The sequence below is a fragment of the Candidatus Latescibacterota bacterium genome, assembly GCA_020633725.1.
Taxonomy (GTDB): domain Bacteria; phylum Krumholzibacteriota; class Krumholzibacteriia; order JACNKJ01; family JACNKJ01; genus VGXI01.
Genome location: JACKDC010000002.1, coordinates 98651 through 116918 on the forward strand (window position 1 = coordinate 98651; position 18268 = coordinate 116918).

At 70.5% G+C, this 18268-nt stretch carries 14 protein-coding genes; all 14 read left to right on the forward strand.

Features of this window, described 5'->3' with window-relative positions; all coding sequences use genetic code 11:
* Positions 1–50 precede the first annotated feature (50 nt).
* The 14 genes from H6693_04975 (at position 51) to H6693_05040 (ending at position 18236) form a co-directional block, all read left to right on the forward strand.
* Positions 51–1205 (forward strand): hypothetical protein, encoded by a 1155-nt coding sequence (locus H6693_04975; GenBank protein ID MCB9515522.1) that lies wholly within the window; start codon positions 51–53, stop codon positions 1203–1205.
* Positions 1206–1211: 6 nt separating this feature from the next.
* Positions 1212–1970 carry a TatD family hydrolase gene (locus H6693_04980; GenBank protein MCB9515523.1) on the forward strand — a complete coding sequence of 253 codons (759 nt, stop codon included), beginning with the start codon at positions 1212–1214 and terminating at the stop codon, positions 1968–1970.
* Positions 1971–1974: 4 nt separating this feature from the next.
* Entirely contained in the window at positions 1975–2820 is an 846-nt protein-coding gene (rsmA, locus tag H6693_04985; GenBank protein MCB9515524.1) for a ribosomal RNA small subunit methyltransferase A, read from the forward strand.
* Between the two features lie 13 nt (positions 2821–2833).
* Positions 2834–4882, forward strand: a complete 2049-nt coding sequence (locus tag H6693_04990; protein MCB9515525.1) for a hypothetical protein — start codon at positions 2834–2836, stop codon at positions 4880–4882.
* Between the two features lie 152 nt (positions 4883–5034).
* Positions 5035–5490: a hypothetical protein gene (locus tag H6693_04995; protein ID MCB9515526.1), complete on the forward strand. Its 456-nt coding sequence runs from the start codon at positions 5035–5037 to the stop codon at positions 5488–5490.
* Positions 5491–5572: 82 nt separating this feature from the next.
* Positions 5573–6280, forward strand: coding sequence for a hypothetical protein (locus H6693_05000; GenBank protein MCB9515527.1), 708 nt, complete (start codon positions 5573–5575; stop codon positions 6278–6280).
* Positions 6281–6412: 132 nt separating this feature from the next.
* Positions 6413–7633 (forward strand): divergent polysaccharide deacetylase family protein, encoded by a 1221-nt coding sequence (locus tag H6693_05005; GenBank protein ID MCB9515528.1) that lies wholly within the window; start codon positions 6413–6415, stop codon positions 7631–7633.
* Between the two features lie 82 nt (positions 7634–7715).
* Positions 7716–8774, forward strand: coding sequence for a hypothetical protein (locus H6693_05010; GenBank protein MCB9515529.1), 1059 nt, complete (start codon positions 7716–7718; stop codon positions 8772–8774).
* Between the two features lie 89 nt (positions 8775–8863).
* A complete protein-coding gene (gene secD, locus H6693_05015) occupies positions 8864–10552 on the forward strand; it encodes a protein translocase subunit SecD (GenBank protein ID MCB9515530.1) in 1689 nt (562 codons plus the stop codon).
* 33 nt (positions 10553–10585) lie between these two features.
* Positions 10586–11527, forward strand: a complete 942-nt coding sequence (secF, locus tag H6693_05020; GenBank protein ID MCB9515531.1) for a protein translocase subunit SecF — start codon at positions 10586–10588, stop codon at positions 11525–11527.
* Between the two features lie 89 nt (positions 11528–11616).
* The gene (locus H6693_05025) at positions 11617–12102 is read left to right on the forward strand and encodes a hypothetical protein (GenBank protein ID MCB9515532.1); all 486 of its coding nucleotides are present in this window, start codon (positions 11617–11619) and stop codon (positions 12100–12102) included.
* Positions 12093–16352, forward strand: coding sequence for a HAMP domain-containing protein (locus H6693_05030; protein MCB9515533.1), 4260 nt, complete (start codon positions 12093–12095; stop codon positions 16350–16352). The genes H6693_05025 and H6693_05030 overlap by 10 nt, the downstream gene beginning before the upstream one ends.
* A gap of 174 nt (positions 16353–16526) precedes the next feature.
* A complete protein-coding gene (locus H6693_05035) occupies positions 16527–17753 on the forward strand; it encodes a hypothetical protein (protein ID MCB9515534.1) in 1227 nt (408 codons plus the stop codon).
* 33 nt (positions 17754–17786) lie between these two features.
* Positions 17787–18236, forward strand: a complete 450-nt coding sequence (locus H6693_05040; GenBank protein ID MCB9515535.1) for a substrate-binding domain-containing protein — start codon at positions 17787–17789, stop codon at positions 18234–18236.
* Positions 18237–18268: the final 32 nt, after the last annotated feature.

Here is an 18268-nt window from a genome sequence, read left to right on the forward strand (position 1 = left end):
CGCCGGCGGCCGCGTTGCGGGGCCTCCCGCGCCCGTGCTAGGCTGCGCCCATGCCCAGCCACACGCTGCACTTCCCGGGGAACGCCCGCATCCGCACCCAGCTCGAGCACGCCCTCTCCGCCGGCAGACTGGCGGGCAGCTACCTCTTCGAGGGGGCGCCGGGCGCGGGGCAGGAGCAGGCGGCGATCGAGCTGGCGGCCGGGGCGATCGTCGGGGACACCGACCTGGCCAACCCCGACGCCCGCCGCGTCCGCCGCTACCAGCACCCCGACCTGCTCTACGTGCTGCCCGTGCTCAAGCCGTCCGGCCGCAGCTGGCAGGACATGCCCGTCGAGGACATCTTCGACCTCTTCCGGGCGGAGCAGGCCCGCAAGGCGGAGGATCCCTACGCGCAGCCCGACTTTCTCAAGAAGCCCACGATTCCCGTGAAGGCGCTGCGGGAGCTGCTCAAGCTGATCAGCACCCGGCCCTTCGAGGGGCGGGGGCGGGCGCTCATCCTTCGCGACGCCGACGCCATGGACTCCCACGGCCAGGACACCCTGCTCAAGACGCTCGAAGAGCCGCCGCCGGGGCGCGTGATCGTGCTGATCAGCTCGCGGCCCGAGGCGCTGCTGCCCACCGTCCTCAGCCGCTGCCAGCGCGTGCCCTTCGATCCCCTGCCCGCCTCCCTGCTCCAGTCCCTGCTGGAGGACCGCGGTCTCGCGCCCGCGCGCGCCGCCTTGCTGGCCACCCTGGCTGACGGGAGCGCGGACCTGGCGGTGCAGCTGGCCGCCGCCGAGCCGTCCCCGGACGGCGACGGCGACGCGGGCAACCCGCTGCTCGAGCAGCGCGAAGCCTGGCTGGACATCCTCGAGGTCTGCGAGCTCGGCAGCGAGCTCCAGATGCTCGACGCCGTCCAGGCCTTCACGCGTACGGGGTCGCGGGGGAACGTGACGCGCGAGCGGGCGGAGTTCCTCGGGCTGGCGCAGAGCTGGTACCGGGAGCTGCTGGGCCTGGCCGTGGGCGAGTCCGAGCCGCGGCTCTTCGTCGACCAGCGCGCCCGCCTGACCCGGCTCGCCGGCCTCACGCCCGCGGGCCTGGCCGAGCGCATCCAGCGCTGCGAGAAGGCGCGCGCGCAGATCCTGGGCAACGCCAACGCGCAGCTCACGCTGCTTGGCCTCTTCTTCGGCTTCCGGCAGGGCGCGCTCGCCCGCCGCGCCTCCTGAGCGCGCATGATCGACAGCCACGCCCACCTGCACCTGGAGGACTTCGACGCGGACCGCGACGCCGTGCTCGCCCGGCTTCGCGAGGCCGGCGTGCGCAAGGTGATGGAGGTGGGCATCGATCGCGCGGGCGCCGTGGCCGCGCTGGAGCTGGCGGCGCGCGTGCCGGAGCTGCGCGTGGCGGTGGGTTGCCATCCCCACAACGCCGAGGAGTGGGACGCGGACTTCGCCGCCGACCTGCGCCGCTGGGCCGAGCACCCGCGCGTGCTGGCCCTGGGGGAGATCGGCCTCGACCACTACCGCGACTACTCGCCGCACGACGTGCAGGAGCGGGTCTTCCGCGAGCAGCTGCGCCTCGCGCGCGCGCTGGACCTGCCCGTGGTCTTCCACGTGCGCGCGGCCGAGGCGGACTTCCTGCGCGTCGTCGACGACGAGGGCCTGCCGCGCCGCGCGGTGCTCCACGCCTTCAGCCACGACGCCGACTTCGCGCGGGCCTGCCTGGAGCGCGGTTTCTGGCTGGGGATCGGCGGGATCGTCACCTTTCCGAGCAGCACGCTGCCGACGATCCTGCGCGACGTGCCCGCCGAGCGCGTTCTGCTGGAGACGGACTGTCCCTGGCTTTCGCCCGTGCCGCGGCGGGGACGTCGCAACGAGCCGGCGCACCTGACCCACGTAGTGGAGCGGCTGGCGGGAATCTACGCGCGGCCGGCCGGGGAGCTCGAGGCGCAGCTCGACGCCAACTTCGCCGCCTTCAGCGGGGAGGATTGAGGCGGTGAGCGTCCCCGAACGGGAACCGGACGCGCCCCTGCGGCCAAAGAAGGCCCTGGGACAGAACTTCCTCCGCGACCCGAACCTGATTCGCAAGATCGTGGCCGCGGTGGATCCCCGGCCCGGCGACCTGATCCTCGAGTACGGCTGCGGCACGGGCGCGCTGACGCGTCCGCTGGTGGCGAGCGGCGCGCGCGTGGTGGGGGTGGAGGTGGACCGCGACCTGCTCGTCCGCCTCGCGGCCGACCCCGCGCTCGACGGCCTCGATCTGCGCGACGCCGGGCTCGAGGCGCTGCCCCCGCGGGCCGTGACGGGCGGGGACGTCCGCCTGAAGCTGGTGGGCAACCTGCCTTACCAGCTCAGCTCGGTGGCGCTCTTCGCCGCCGTGGAGGACTGGGAGCTGCTGGAACGGGTGGTGTTCATGCTGCAGCGCGAGGTGGCCGAGCGGGTGATGGAACCGCCGGGCAGCCGCCGCTACGGCATACTGCCGGCCCTGATCCAGGCCCGCTTCGGGGTGGAGAAGGTGCTGGACGCCGGTCCCAAGGCCTTCTTTCCCCCGCCCGAGGTGAAGAGCCGCGTGCTCCGCCTCACCCCCCTGCCGTCCCCCCGCGTGGACGCCGACCTCTGGCCGGCCTACCGGGATCTGGTGAAGACGCTCTTCCGCGAACGTCGCAAGCAGTGCGGATCCCTGCTCAAAAAGTACTACGCTGCGGACGATGACTATCTGGTAGAACTGGAGCGAGCCGGCGGCCCGAGCCCCGGACGTCGCCCCGAAACCCTGAGCATCGAGGAACTGGCGGAGCTGGCGGCGCGGCTCGTCACGTCGCCGCCGGGGCCTCGTAACGCCTGACGCAGCCGAGCCGATGAGAGCACGCCCATTCAGCGTCCTGGCCCTCGGCCTCTTCGCCCTCCTCGGGGTGACGCTCGCGCGCGCCCAAGATGACGTCGGCGACGGGGACTCCGCCGGCGACGTCGCCGCGCAGCCGGACAGCATCGCCACGGCGATCTGGGAGGCCGCGGCCGCGAGGGGCGACACGCTGAGCTGGGCGCAGGTGGACAGCATCATCGCCGCGGCGAGCGGGGACGAGGACGACCAGCCGGCGATCCCCACGGCGTCGCTTGGACTCCATCCGGTCTTCTCCAGCGACGCGAAGGCCGTGGACACGCGCATCGAGGTCAACAACGACATGCGCATCAGCGCGGGCTTTCCCAGCACCTGGACCGTGGACGGTCGCATCTACTACGACCGCACGCTGCCGCGCGAGTTCACGAAGGAGGGCGTCGACAAGGGCTTCACGCTGAGCACGGGCAAGCGCCTGCTGGGCGCGGTCCCGATCCGGCTGAGCGCCGATCGGTCCTACAAGCTCGACGAGCAGAACAAGGGCGAGAGCAACTACCGGCGCGACGTCACCGAGCAGCAGAGCGTGGGCGTGACCGCGAGCGGGGAGCACGAACTGACGGGCTGGCTCACCGCGAACATGCTCACGAGCGCCCGCCTCGCCAACACGCAGGCCCAGAACAACCAGAGCCTCGATCGCAGCAGCGAGGACCTCAGCCGGCAGCTCGCGGGTCACCTGGACCTGGCGCCCGCGAAGGGGCTCAGCATCACCGCGGGCTACTCGGGGCTCGGCATCGGCAGCAGCGCCAGCCTGAACGACATCTCCATGAACGTGGGGACGAGCCAGGACTCGCTGCAGCTCCGCGCGGAGTACGCGCCGAGCGCGGCCGTGAACGTGAAGGCCTCCGGCGGGCGGATGGAGCGGCGCGCCGAGAGCCTGGACTTCAAGCGCAACCAGTACGGCGTCGTGGATCCGGACAGCATTCCCGTCTTCGACGTGACCCGGGACACCGACGTCGTCGCGAAGGTGAGCGTGCAGCTCAAGCCCAGCGATCGCCTGTCCTTCACCGGGAGCGCCGGCGCGAGCCGCGACGAGCGCCGCGTGCGCCTGGACGACAACAAGAACAAGGACGGCGACAGCAGCGACTTCTCCCTCTACACCGCCTTCAAGCTGTGGAAGGGCTTCTCGGCCGACGCGAGCTACAAGCAGGGCGAGTCGCACAGCGTGGACTTCGCCGCCGACAAGCGCCAGCTCAAGCGCGAGTTCCTCACCGAGGCCAGCCAGGCGCTGACGAAGACCTTCGTGCTGTCGGGCGAGGCCTACCTGCTCCTGACCCAGGACGAGTACGCCGACGGCAAGCAGGACCGCGACAAGGCGCAGACGCGCGTCTCGGGCACGGTGGCCGGCGACATGACGCCGTGGATGGGGGCGAGCACCACCGTCCAGTACTTCCAGAACCAGGACGTGCTCATCCCCAGCACCAACTCCATCGCCAGCAAGGACAGGAACTCGCTGTCCTGGCGCGCGGACCTGGACTACACGTTCCGGAACAAGTACAAGGTGACCCAGCGCTGCGAGGTGAGCGTCACCGAGGAGGACTTCTACTTCACACAGGACAAGAACGCCCTCACCCGGGACTACCTGCTCCTCACCAGCACGACCCTTCCGGTCTCCGGGCGCATCCAGGTCAAGTTCGAGCACGAGTTCCGAAAGCGCGAGACGGGCAGCTACCTGCCGGATCCCGACGTGGCCGGGCACCCGAAGACCTTCTTCAAGGACTCGCGCACCAAGACGGAGCTGTTGCGCCTCGCGCTGGGCTATAGCTTCTGGGAGTACCTCTCCCTGTCCTGCGACGAGGAGGTGGGGCGGGACGTGGACTTCGACTACCGCAATGCGGAGCAGCAGGTCTCGATCTACGGAACGCTAAACTTCTCAATGCGTTTCAAGTACGCGCTCGGCCCGAGCGGCAAGGTGGAGGCGAATCTCGCCCATCGCGCCCGCTTCGGCAGCTTCGTGCGCGAGAGCCAGCGAAGCCTCTGGCTTCCCACCCTCAGCATCGGGTATACTTTCTGATGGTAAGGCGAGTCCAACGAGCGAGACGGTCCACGCGACGGCATGCCCCGTGGCGGACGCTCCTCCGTGTCGCGGGCACGATCCTCGCAAGCGCCGTGTTCGGCGGCTGCGTATTCACCCCGCGCACACCCGAGGCGCCACTTGCTTCGGACGTGTCCTGGATCCGGCCCTCGGAGCCGGCGAACGTGCTCGCCAACATGAAGTCGGCCGTGGAGGCGCGCTTCCTCACGAACTACAAGGACAGCATCGACGAGAGCTTCCTCTTCACGCCCTCCTCGTTCGATGCCGGCGAAGCGCCCCCCGACTACTTCACGGAATTCGGCAAGAGCCGGGAACTCGCCGCCATGGAGAAGCTGTTCACCCAGGTCGACGCCATCGACCTGAACTGGAACTACGAGGAGCTCTACATCGAGGCGAGCGCCGCGCAGTTCGAGGCCAACTACGAGTTGACGGTGACCTACTCCAACGGCGACGAGGTGGTGTACGCGGGTGACGCGCTGCTGAATCTGGAGAAGTTCGGCAGCGAGTGGCGGCTGGTCGGGTGGGACGAGTCGCCGAGTTCAGCCAACCAGTCCTGGGGGCGCCTGCGCGCCAACCTGGACGTCTGAAGGAGCGTCGAGAGAGAGACACTGCGCCAGCTTCCGAGTTCGAACCGAGTCCGCACCCTGTTTTGCATCAGGAGATGATTCCATGAAAGCACGCAGCAACTTCTCGCCCCTGCTGCTCCTGCTGGCCACTTTGCCCGTCGTGGGTGGCTGCCTCTTCGGCACGCCCACCAAGCCGCCCATCGAGCAGCCGCCGGAACCCTACCTGCCCTACTACGACGCCGATTCCCAAACGGCCATGGACAACCTGGTGGCCAACTTCCAGCTCGCCTGGGAGAAGATGGACCTCGCCGAGTACCGGGACAGCATCCTCTACGACGGCACCGTGCCGGCGACGGACGGCCAGCTCTACGCGCCCTTCGTGTTCTATTATGATAGGAGCACGAGCGATCCGAACATCCCCGACGACGATGACGTGTACGACCGCGAGATCCAGCGGGCGGAGAACATGTTCGGCGGGCTTCCCGGGCAGGACGCCGAAGGCAAGATCTATCCGGGCATCAAGGAGATCGCCTTCCAGCTGACGGCGAACGAGCAGTGGGCCAATCCACTCGATCCGAGCCAGGTGGAAGGGGACGAGTATCCGACCGGCACCAAGCAGCGGCCCTTCGAGACCCATCTGTTCATCACGCTGAAGTCCGCGATCCAGGGCTCGAACAACATCACGGCCTGGGATGTGCAGGACCGCTTGATCCTGTACATCATCCCCGTACAGATCGAGAACGAGGACGTGCCCGGCACCTACCACACCGTCTATCGCATCTGGAAGTGGCGCGACGTGATCACGATCTAGCGCGTTCGCTTCCCGGTCCGCTCCGCGCCCCTCGCGCTTGACAGCGCGGGGGGCGCTTTCTAGTCTGGCGCCGCCGCCGCGCGCCGCTCTCGGCCGGCGCCGGGCGACGTCACTCCAGCCCTCCAGGTACCCGTGGCCCGCAAGCGACGCAGCCGCAAGAGCTCCCGGCGTTGGTTCGCCCGGGCGTTCGTCCCCCTCAGCGCCATCGTGCTGCTGCTGGCGCTGGGGCTCGTCTTTCGCGAGCGGCTCGTGGACCTGTGGCTGACCACCACGAGCCCCGGACAGCGGCTGCCCGATCGCGGACTCACGCCGGCCCAGCAGCTCGACGAAGCCGTGGTCCTCGGCGCGCGCGAGCTCGGCGTGCCCAATACGCGCATCGGCCGCCGGGCGGGCGCGAAGCACATGCCGCACTTCGAATTCCGCTGTCCGGACCGCCTGCATCCCATCACGGCCAACCGCTGGCTGAGCCGCATCTTCCTGGACGCGGGCCTGGAGATCCTCGACTGCGCCGAGGACGGCCCGTCGGCCCGCCCCAAGCTCGAGTACGTCCTGGCCGCGGGGCCCCGCCGCGAGGCGCGGGCCACGCTGACCGTCTACCCGCCCATCGGCGACCCGCCGCTGCACGAGGCGCACCCGCGCCTGGCCATCCTCGTGGACGACCTCGGCCACAACTACGGCCGCGTGGCGCGGGGCATCCTGGACCTGGGCGAGCCGATCACGGTGTCCGTCCTGCCGGGGCTCGGCAGCAGCCGCCGCCTGGAGCGGGAAGCCCGGCGGCGCGGGCACGCCGTCTTCCTGCACCTGCCCATGGAGCCCGAGGACTACCCGGCCGAGGACCCGGGACCCCTGGCGCTCTTCACGCGCATGGGGCCGGACTCGGTGGCCGATCTCCTGGCCACGATGGCGCGGAACTTCGATCACCTCGACGGCTTCAACAACCACATGGGCAGCAAGGCCAGCACGGACCCCACGCTGGTGGGGGAGGTGCTCGACTGGGCCGACCGCGAGCAGCTTCTGGTGGTGGACTCCTACACGGCCTCCCGGAGCTGTATCTACACCCTGGCGCGGGAGCGGGAGGAGCCCGCCCTGCGGGTGGACCTCTTCCTCGACGGCGAGGAGGAGGACGAGGCCGGCATCATGGAGAACCTGGCCGAGGCGGCGGAAACCGCCCGTCGCCGGGGCTGGGCGCTGGTGATCTGTCATCCCCGCTCCGAGACCCTGGCCGCCCTGGAGGTCATGCTGCCCCGGCTGCGGGACAACGGCCTACGCTTCGTGACGGTGCCCCAGCTCTTCGCGAGCCTGGACGCCAGCGACCCGGCGCCCCCGCGCCCGCGGCGTACCGGCCCGCATTGATTTCGGCGAGGGGGTCTGCTATCTTTCTGCCCTTCCGGCAGTTGGGACAGCCCCACCGCTGCCTCGAACCCCCAGGAGCTCCATGATTCGCCCGCGGACACTTCGGCAGACCTGCGCGCTCGCCCTGCTGCTGACCGGCATGGCGCAGAGCGTGGCGGCGCAACCTCCTCCCCGCCCCGTCGAAACCCCGGGCCAGGTGCAGCGAAGAGTCCTCACCCGCGAGGAGATGCTGCGCCCCGAGGACCAGCTCCAGGTCTTCCCCTACCAGCTCGTGAACTACACCAAGGCCGCCCACGACGGCCGCATCCAGAACGCCACCGTGGTCGTGCTGGGCAAGGTGGAGTCCTACGAGGAGATCCAGGGGACCGACAAGAGCCGCAACTGGGCCGTCTGGCTTCGCGTCGAGAGCTTCCTGCGGACCGACCGCCCCGGGCAGGAGCAGAGCGATCGCATCTTCTTCCGCATGCTGCCCCTGACCAAGCCGTACCAGGACGTGAAGCCCGGCGACCGCTGCCTGGTGCTTCTCGACCGCGACCTGCGCTTCGACAACGCGCTCGTCCTGCCGACGGAGCTCTGCTACTACCCCGTCTCCGAAGACGGGGAGGTCACGAAGTTCTGGAAGGAGATGCCCACCGCCGAGGAGCCCACGCAGCGCACGCAGGCGCTGTCGGCGTTCCTGGAGGAGATCCGCGGCCTGCTGCGCGCGGTGAGCATCGAGGAGCAGGCCCGCCGGTCCGATCTGGTCATCACGGGCACCGTGACCGACAGCCACCAGGGCGACGATCAGGCCAGCGACTTCTACTACGTCCAGGTGAAGCCCGAGAAGGTGTTCAAGGGGCAGCCGGACGGGGAGACCATCACCTTCATCCAGCGGGGCAACCCCTACCGCTGGGCTGTCCAGGCCCTCAACCGCGCCGCCTTCAAGAAGGGCGATCGCGTGCTCTGCTTCGGGAACAAGGATCCAACATTCTCGAAGCCGGGGACCTGGAATCCCAAGGGCGAGGCGCTCTACGTCTTCCCCTACCAGAAGAACTCGTCGCTCTTCCTGGCCAGCAGCACGGCCTGGCGGCGCGGGTTCCAGCCCATCCCCCTCGAGCAGCTCTACGCGGATCTGGAGCGCTGGACCAAGGTCGCCCGCTAGGCGGCCCGCTCCGGATCCCGCGAGCGCTCACGCGCTCACCCAACGAATCCCCAACCCTGAGGAGGGCGCGCCCCTCCCGGAGGTGAGGCATGTCCCGCAATCAGAAGATCAAGTTCTACAGCATGTTCGTCGTGCTGGCGTTGAGCTTGTGGCTGCTGTATCCCAGCTTCAAGTACTTCAGCATGAGCGACGACGCCCTCGACGCCCTGCGCCACGACAACCCCAAGAAGTTCAACAGCCTGCTCGACAAGTCGCTGAGCCTGGGCCTCGACCTGCAGGGCGGCACCTATCTCGTGCTCGACGTCGACCTCGAGGGCGTTCCCGACGACAAGCACGCCGACACGGTGAACCAGGCCATCAAGGTGATCCGCAACCGCGTGGACCAGTTCGGCGTGTCCGAGCCGTCCATCACCAAGGAAGGCGACAGCCGCATCGTGGTGCAGCTGCCCGGCCTGCCGGACGTGGAGCGCGCCACGCGGCTCATCAACACCACCGCGCTGCTCGAGATGAAGCTGGTGGCCCAGCAGGGCGAGCTGTTCTCGACCCTGCAGAAGATCGACCAGGTGATCCAGGTACAGGCGTCGATGCCGGGCGCCATGGGCGACGAGAAGTCCGCGGGCGACATGGCCGCCGCGGACTCCAGCGCGGCCGCGGGCGACAGCACCATCGACTTCCTGGCCGGCGGCGCCAACGGCGCCGAGGAGAGCCCCGGCGAGGAGCCCTCGGGTCTGCTGTCGCTGATGCGCGGCTACCAGGGCGGCGGCATCTTCATCTACAAGGACGACATGCAGCGGGTGAAGGACTACCTCGCCGAGCCCGCCGTGCAGGCGGCGATCCCGCAGGGCTACGAGTTCCTGTGGGGGGCGAAGGACGTCACCGACGCCAGCGGCCGCAAGGCGCGCCTGCTCTACTACCTCAGCTCGAAGGTGGAGCTGGACGGCAAGCGGCTCACCGGCGCGACCCCCGAGCCCGACAACGACCGCCCCGGCTTCTACCGCGTGGCCTTCACGCTGGACCGCGCCGGCGCCAACGAGTTCGCGCGCGTCACCGAGCGCAACGTGGGCCGCCAGCTGGCGACGATCCTCGACAGCCAGGTCTTCCTGGCGCCCGAGATCGAGAGCCGCATCGGCGCCGGCTCGGGCGTGATCACGGGCCGCTTCAGCGCCGAGGACGCCACGGACAACGCCATCCTCCTGCGCGCGGGCGCCCTGCCGGCGACCATGCACATCGAGGAGGAGCGCTCGGTGGGCCCGAGCCTGGGGCACGACTCCATCACCCAGGGCTTCCGGGCGGGCATCATCGGCTTCCTCGCCGTGATCCTGTTCATGGTGCTGTACTACCGGGGCAGCGGGCTCATCGCGACGGCGGCGCTCCTGCTGAACCTCTTCATCATGATGGCCGCCATGGCCTACCTGCACGCCACGCTCACGCTGCCGGGCATCGCGGGCATCATCCTCACCATCGGCATGGCGGTGGACGCGAACGTGCTCATCTACGAGCGCATCCGCGAGGAGCTGCGCGCGGGCGGCCGCGAGGGCAAGGTGCGGCGGGCCATCCAGGCCGGCTATGACCGGGCCTTCTCCACGATCTTCGACGCCAACCTGACCACCCTGATCACGGCCGTCGTGCTCTACATCTTCGGCACCGGCCCGATCAAGGGCTTCGCGGTGACCCTGTCCCTGGGCATCATCGCGAGCATGTACACGGCCCTCGTCGTGAGTCGCGCGATCTTCGACGCGATCATCATGCGGCGTCACATCGAAACCCTGAGCATCTAGGCGACGGAAAGGCAAGGAACTGACATGCTACACATGTTCCAAGACGCGAACTATCGCATCATCCCGCACCGTCGGCTGATGATGGGACTCTCGCTGCTGGTGATCCTGATCGGCGTCGCCAGCCTCGTGATCAAGGGCGGTCCCAACTACGGGATCGACTTCAAGGGCGGCTACAAGTTCATCATCCAGTTCACCAACGAGGTGCACCTGGGCGACGTGCGGCAGGCCGTGAACGACATGGGCTTCAGCGGCGGCCAGGTCTCCGACTTCGGCCGTCCCGACGAGGTGCTCGTGGTGCTGCCGGTGGCCGACGCGATGACCGGCGTCTCCGACGACGCCACGGGCGACGCCATCCAGAGCAAGCTCGCCGAGGGCATCCGCGGCGCGTTCGCGGACAACCCGGTGGTCGAGATCAGCCAGGAGAAGGTGGGTCCCAAGATCGGCAACGAGCTGCGGCGGCAGGCCCTGTGGGCCATCCTCTACTCGCTGCTGGGGATCATCGTCTACATCACCTGGCGCTTCGAGTTCAAGTTCTCCATCGCGGCCATCATGGCTCTGGTGCACGACGTGGTGATCACGCTGGGCTTCTTCAGCCTGCTGAACAAGGAGATCAACCTGACGATCCTGGGCGCCCTGCTCACCATCGTCGGTTACTCCCTGAACGACACCATCGTGGTCTTCGACCGCATCCGCGAGAATCTCAAGGCGCGGCGGCGGGACGACGTCTACGACGAGGTGATCAACACGAGCATCAACCAGACGCTGAGCCGCACCATCATCACCAGCGGCACCACCCTGATCGTGGTGCTCTTCCTGTTCATCTTCGGCGGCGCCGTGATCCACGACTTCGCCTTCGCCCTGCTGGTGGGCATCATCGTGGGTACCTACAGCTCCATCTTCATCGCGAGCCCGATCCTGGTGGAGTGGCACGCCTCCGATCGCAAGCGGCGCGCGCGCAAGCTCGCCGCGGCCTGACGCCGCGCGCAGCCTACGAACCCCAGGGGGCGCCACACGGCGCCCCCTTTTTGCTGGCGCGCACCTGACGGCCTCCTTAGGATCGCGCCATGCGCCTCCGTCCCTGGCTTTTCGCGTTCGCCGCCGCGCTGCCGCTCTGGTTCGCCGCCCCGGCCGCGGCGCAGTCGCCGCGCGCCGAGCTCTGGCGCCGCAGCCTGGAGGACGTCCCCGGCCTCCCACCGCGCATCGAGGCCCTGGCCGTCGCGCTGGCCGCCGGCGACGTCGGCCAGGTGGCGGCGCAGTTCGCCGCCGGACGCGTTCGCCTCCAGGTCCCCGCGCAGGATCTGCCCACCACCCGCTGCGGCCACTCCCAGGCCCGCGTCCTGCTGCGCGACTACTTCGCCGCGCTCCCCGCGTCGGGCGGCGAGCTGCGCATCGGGCCGGCGCGGCTGTCGCCCGACGCTGCGCGCGCCCAGGTGGCCTTCGATCAGATGGACGTGCCCGTGGCCCCCGGCCTGCCCGCGCGACGCCGCTTCGTCGCGGTCTATCGCCTGGAGGCGGGCGACTGGCGACTGGAGGGGCTGCGTTGTCCCTGAGCGCGCCCAGACAGCGCCTGCCGCTCTGGCCTGTCCTGCTGCTGCTGCTCGCGGCGTCGGCCGCGCGCGCGCAAGCGCCCGCGACCGGCGACGACGTCCGCGACTGGGCGACGGCCGGCGAGGCCGCGCTCGCCGACGGCGGCGCGCAGCTCCGCGCCCGCGTGGATTCGGCGCTGACCGCGCTCGACGCGCGCGCCGACGCCCTCGTCCAGGCCGCCGGCGACAGCCTGACGCGCGACGGCGCGTCCTTCGCCTTCCTCGAGCGGACGATCGGCGCCCGGCCCCAGCTGCTCGACCTGCCCCTCGGCGCGCAGCTCCTCGACGGCGACGAGCCCCTGGCCTGGGTGGGCCGGCCCGTGCCGCTGGACGAGCAGGCGCCTCCCGCGGGCAGGGCCGGCCTGGCGTTGCGCAGCTTCGGCGTCTACCGCTTCCTCAGCCTGCGACGTCCCCTGGGCGGCTCCGGCCTGGACCTGCTCCTGGATCTGCCGCTGGCCGAGCGCTTGCCCGGCGCGCACGGCGGACTGCCCGTGCTGCTCGCGCCGCCGCCGGGGCTCGCGCTGGAACTGCTGCCGACGCTGGCCGCGAGCGCGGCCGACAGCGCGTCGGCCGGCCCGGTCTGGCGCGACGAGCAGCCCGTCCGCGGCACCACGCTGCTGGGCCTCTCGCGCAGCTGGGTGCTGGCGCAGGGCGGGCGCGCCCTGCTCGAGCTGCGTCTCCAGGGGCCGAGCGCCCAGGACTTCGAGCGCGTCCGCGACGCCGCGCGCCGCCGCTGGCTGGGCGCGGGGGCGGCGCTACTCGTCCTCGTCGGCGGTCTCTGGCTGCGGGCGCGCCTGCGCCGCGGCCGCCCGGAGGGGTTGCCGCTGGTCGCGCGGGCGCTCGTCATCGGGGGCTGGGCCCTGCTGCTGCGCCTGGCCCTGCGCTGGGGCGGCCTGCCCGGCAGCCTGCTGGACGGCGAGTTCTGGAGTCCGCGCGACTTCGCGCTGGACGTCCCGGGCCGCCTCCTCGACAGCCCCGGCGAGTTCCTGCTCAGCGCCCTGGCCGCGCTGGGCGTGCTGCTCCTGGTGCTGCGGCCCTACCTGCATCCCGAGGACGAGCGCGCCGACGACGAACCCGCCGCCCCGGCCCACTCCGCGAGCCCGCTGCTGGGCCTCTTCGCCATGCTGGCGCCGCTGGCCGCCGTGCTGGTGACGGGGGCCTTCGCGCGGCTGGTCTACGCGAACAGCACCGGGTCGCTGCTCGGCGCCACCGGCCTCGACCGCCCCGCCGTGCTGGGCTTCGACCTCGCCCTCTTCTTCGCCGCGATCTTCCTGCTCAGCCTGCTGCTGGTGCCGGCCAACTTCGCCTGGCGACGTCTCGCCCTCGGCCGGGCCGCGCGTCTCGTCGCCAGCCTGCCGCTGCTCGCCCTCGCCGCCTGGCTCGGCGGCCTCGAGACGGCCCTCGCCCTCCTGCTGCTCTTCCCCGTCGCCTGGGGCTTCCGCCGCGCCGCCGCGCGCCTGACCGGCCTGCTCTTCCACGTGGTCTTCGTCATCCTCGCCGTCACGCTGATCGTGGACGGCGCCCGCGAACACGCCCGCCGCGACCTGCGCGCCGACCTCGCGCCGGCGGCGGCCGAGGCGACGGGCGTCAGCTTCTGGCAGCCCCAGCAGGTCGAGGAGACCCTGCTCACCCTGGGACGCGAACCGGCGCTGCGGCGCGACCTGGCCCTGGCCGAGGGCAGCGGCGCCTGGCTGGCGCTGGCCGCGTGGCAGAGCGCGGGCCTCGACGCGCTGGGCGAGCGGGGCGCCCTCGAGCTCTTCGACGCTCGCGGCCGGCTGCGCGGCCGCTATCAGCAGGGCGTCGAGCTGCCTCTGCCCGTGGGGCGCGCCGCCATGGCGCCGGATCGCTCGGACCTGTCGGTGGCGGTGCAGAGCGCGGCGGCCGAGGCGGGTCCGGACTCCCTGCCGCTGGTCAGCGGCGAGGTGGCGCTGAGCAACGGCCCGGGCCATCCCCTGGGCACGCTCGTGCTTCGCCTTCGCGCCGAGCGCGCGCCGCCCAGCTTTCCCGCCACGGCCACGCTGCCGCAGCGCCTGCTCGCCGCGAGCCTGCGCCTCTTCCTCTACCTCGCGGCGCTGTTCGTCCTGCTGCTGCTGGACCTGCTCTTCTCGCGCGTGGAGCTCGTGCGGCGCACGCTGCCGCCCCTGGTGGGGCCGCGGGGTCTGGGCTTCCAGCACCGTCTCCTGGGCGCCTTCCTGCTGGTGGCGCTGCTGCCGGTGGTGCTCACGGGTCTCATCGCCGGGCGGCAGATCCGCGCGCAGCAGGACGCGGCCAGCCTCCGCGCCAGCCTCGAGCGCGTCCGCGCCGCGCGCCGCTCGCTGGAGAACCGCGTCCGCCAGGACGCCCGCGACCTCGCGGCCAGCGAGTACGTCCGCAACTTCGTGGTGCCCGACTTCCCGCCCACGGTGCGCGACATCGGCAGCCTCGAGCACAACCGCATCATGATCTTCGACGGCGACGGCGCCCTGCTGCTCGACGAGAGCCTGCGCAACTGGTCGCCCGCCCAGAGCGACTCCTTCCTGGCCGTGCTGCCGCCGGGGCGCGTGGTCTACGAGCGCGAGGGGCGCCGCGTGCACGCGGGGCTGCTGCTGCCCATGGAGCTCTGGCATCGAGAGCGGCGGGTGTCCTTCTCCGTCTACTATCGGCTGGCCCTGGACGGCGGGCTGCTCGACGACCTCGGCGAGGTGGTGGGCGGCGAGCTCAACCTCTACGCCGCGGGCGCGCTGCTGCACAGCGGACGTCCCGCGCTCTTCGGCCTCGGCTACCAGTCGCCGATGCTGGACCCGAGCACCGTCGCGGCCATGGCCGCCGGGGCGGATCAGCACCAGGACCTCGACCGCGCCGCCGACCTCCGCTTCGGCCGCGCCACGCTGCCGCTGGACGATGCGCTCGGCAATCCCGTCGCGCTGCTCTCGAGCCTCGACGTGGCGGGCCTCGACGCGCCGGCGGGCGGACTGCAGCAGAGCAGCTCGCTGGTCTTCAGCATGATCGCGCTGCTGCTCGTGCTGGCCCTGGGGCTGGGCGGCTTCCTGGCGGGGCGCGTCTTCCTGCCCATCCGGCGGCTGCAGCTCGCGGTGCGCCGGCTGAGCGCGGGCGACCTCGGCGCGCGGCTGCCGGCCGGTGGCGCCGACGAGATCGGCGAGCTCATGTCCAGCTTCAACCGCATGGCCGAGGGCCTCGAGTCCACGCGCGGCGCGCTCGAGCATCGCCAGCGCTTCCTCGAGAACGTGCTGGAGAACGTGGCCAGCGGCGTGCTCGCCTTCGACGCCGCGGGGCGGCTCGTCTCCGCCAACGGCGCCGCCCGCCGTCTGCTCGCCCTGGGGGACGAACCCGTCGACGGCCTGGCGCTGGACGTCCTCGCGGGCCTGCCGCCGGCGGGGCTGGACCGTGGCGCGCTGTTCCGTCACCTGATCGAGCATCCGGACGGGCTGCGCGGTCCGGCCTGCGAGCTGCGCCTGGAGCATCCGGAGGGCGCGCGCACGTTGCGCATGGCCGACGCGGATCCGTCGGGCGAGCGCGTGCTGGTCTTCGAGGACGTGACCGAGCTCATCCGCAGCCAGAAGCTGGCGGCGTGGAGCGAGATGGCGCGGCAGGTGGCGCACGAGATCAAGAACCCGCTCACGCCCATCAAGCTCTCCGCGCAGATGGTGGAGCGCGCCTGGCGCGACGGCCGCGACGACTTCGCGAGCATCCTGGACGAGAGCCTGTCGAGCATTGCCGAGCAGGTGGAGATCCTGCGCAACATCGCCTCCGAGTTCAGCCAGTTCGGCCGGCGGCAGGCGCTGACCGCCGAGCGCGTGGACGCGGCCGCGCTCCTGCGGGAGATTCTCGCGCCCTACCGCGACGCCCTCGACGTGGACTGGCAGGGTCCGGCGTCGCTTCCGGTGCGGGCCGACCGCGAGGCCCTGCGCAAGGTGCTGCTCAACCTCGTGGAGAACGCGCGCGAGGCCATGGAAGGGGCGGGGCGCCTGGAGGTGTCGCTCGCCGCCGAGGACGCGCAGGGGCTGGCCGGCGTTCTGCTGCGCGACTTCGGCACGGGCATCCCGGGCGAGGCGCTGGACCGTCTCTTCGAGCCCTACTTCAGCACCAAGACCCGCGGCACCGGCCTCGGTCTCGCCATCAGCGCCCAGCTGGTGGAGGAGATGGGCGGCCGCCTGCGCCTCGAGAATCACCCCGCGGGTGGGGCCGTGGCCCGTCTGGAGTTGCCCGGCGCCTGAGGGGCCCGCGACGGTGAGGGTCGATGGGGCGCCACCGCGCCCCGCCATTCCTCACAGATTCTCCCGAAATACGAAAATGTAGTAAAGGCCCGGGGCGAGCCGCCGATACCCGAGAGCACACTCCGCTTTCGGGCGGAACAGGTTTACCCATACGCCCCAACAAGGAGGGGTGACATGCGAGTTCGCTCCTGGACCTTCCTGGTCGTCATCGCCCTGCTGGCGGGCATGGTCGCGGACGTCACCGCGGCGCCCCTGCGCCAGTACGGCTACTTCTCGTCCCGCTACGAGCGGACCTTCAGCGAGCCCGGCCTCGACGGGGGCGGCAACACCGTCTACCTGGACGCACCGGGCGCCTGGAGCCATCCCTCGCTGAACCTGATGTTCCAGCAGCAGGTCAACGACAACGTGAAGGCCTTCCTGAACATCAACGGTTCCGGGGCCGGCACGCTCGACGTGCGCAACATGTGGGGCGAGTACAGCTTCAACTCGGCCTTCAACCTGCGCGTCGGCAAGATCTACCGCACGCTCGGCCTCTACAACGAGATCCTCGACGCCGTGCCCATGTACATCGGCATCGAGGCGCCGGAGCTCTTCGACGCGGACCACCTCATGGTGTCCCGCACGACGCAGCTCATGGCCTACGGCAGCCGCGAGCTGGGCGACGGTTCCCTGCGCTACACGCTGTCCATGGACAACGGCGAGGGCGAGCCCGTGCTGGACGTCTACCCGCTCTGCCTGGACCTGCGCTACAGCACGGGCAACGATCAGCTGACCTTCGGCACGTCGCTCTACTCGTCCAACGGCGCGCTGACGCCGGACAAGAGCCCCGGCGAGGGTTCGCCCAAGGGCGGCATCCTGCCCTGGATGGCCGAGGACAACTTCAAGGTCTTCGGCGGCTACACCCAGCTCAACGCGAAGTCGTGGATCGTGCAGTTCGAGTACTGGCAGTCGCCCCACGACGCCGTGCGCGACGCGAGCCTGGTGGTCGACGTCGTGAACAGCGCCGGCGTCAACGAGGCCCAGCTCGACCGCTTCCTGCTCGACGTCACCCGCGCGCCGGACGACACGAACGTGCGCGTCCCGGTGAAGTTCGACGTCAAGACCTGGTACCTGCGCAGCGGCTACTCCTTCACGAGCAACGCCGGCGAGTGGGTGCCCTACATGCAGTGGGACTGGTACTCCAATCCCGAGACCATCGCCGCCAAGACCTGGGGTGGCGACAACGAGGCGGGCGTCGCCGACGACGGCAAGTTCAACAAGGCGACGCTGGGTCTCATCTTCCGGCCGGTGCCGCAGGTGGCGCTGAAGCTGGACGGCAGCACGCACATGTACAAGTTCAACGGCAAGAACGAGAAGTACTCGGAAGTCCGTTTCGACATTTCCTACGTGTTCGGCCTCTAGGGCGGCCCACGTACTCATCAAGGGGGTACCACGATGAGCCGGTCATTGTTCGCAGTTGCCGTCGCCGCCCTGATGCTGGGCGCGACGGTGGGCAGCGTCGCCGCGGAGTCGGTCGACCTGTCCGGCGTGGTCGTCATCGTCAACGCGTCGCAGGGCGTGACGACGATCTCGACGGCGGAGCTCACCAAGCTGTTCCTCAAGAAGTCCACGAAGTGGGAGAACGGGACGGCGGTCGTCCCCGTGGACCAGGCGCCGAACGCCCTGCCGCGGTGCACGTTCACCGACAAGGTGCTGGGCAAGACGCCCAGCGCGGTGAACAGCTACTGGCAGCAGCAGGTCTTCTCGGGGGCGGGCGTGCCGCCGGAGATCCTGGCTGGCGACGAGGCCGTCGTGGCCTTCGTCAAGCAGAATGTCGGCGCCGTGGGCTACGTCTCCGCGGAGGCGAAGCTCGACGGCGTGAAAGCCCTGACGGTCACGCAGTAGCAACAGGACGCTGAAGAAAGGCGGGTAGTGGC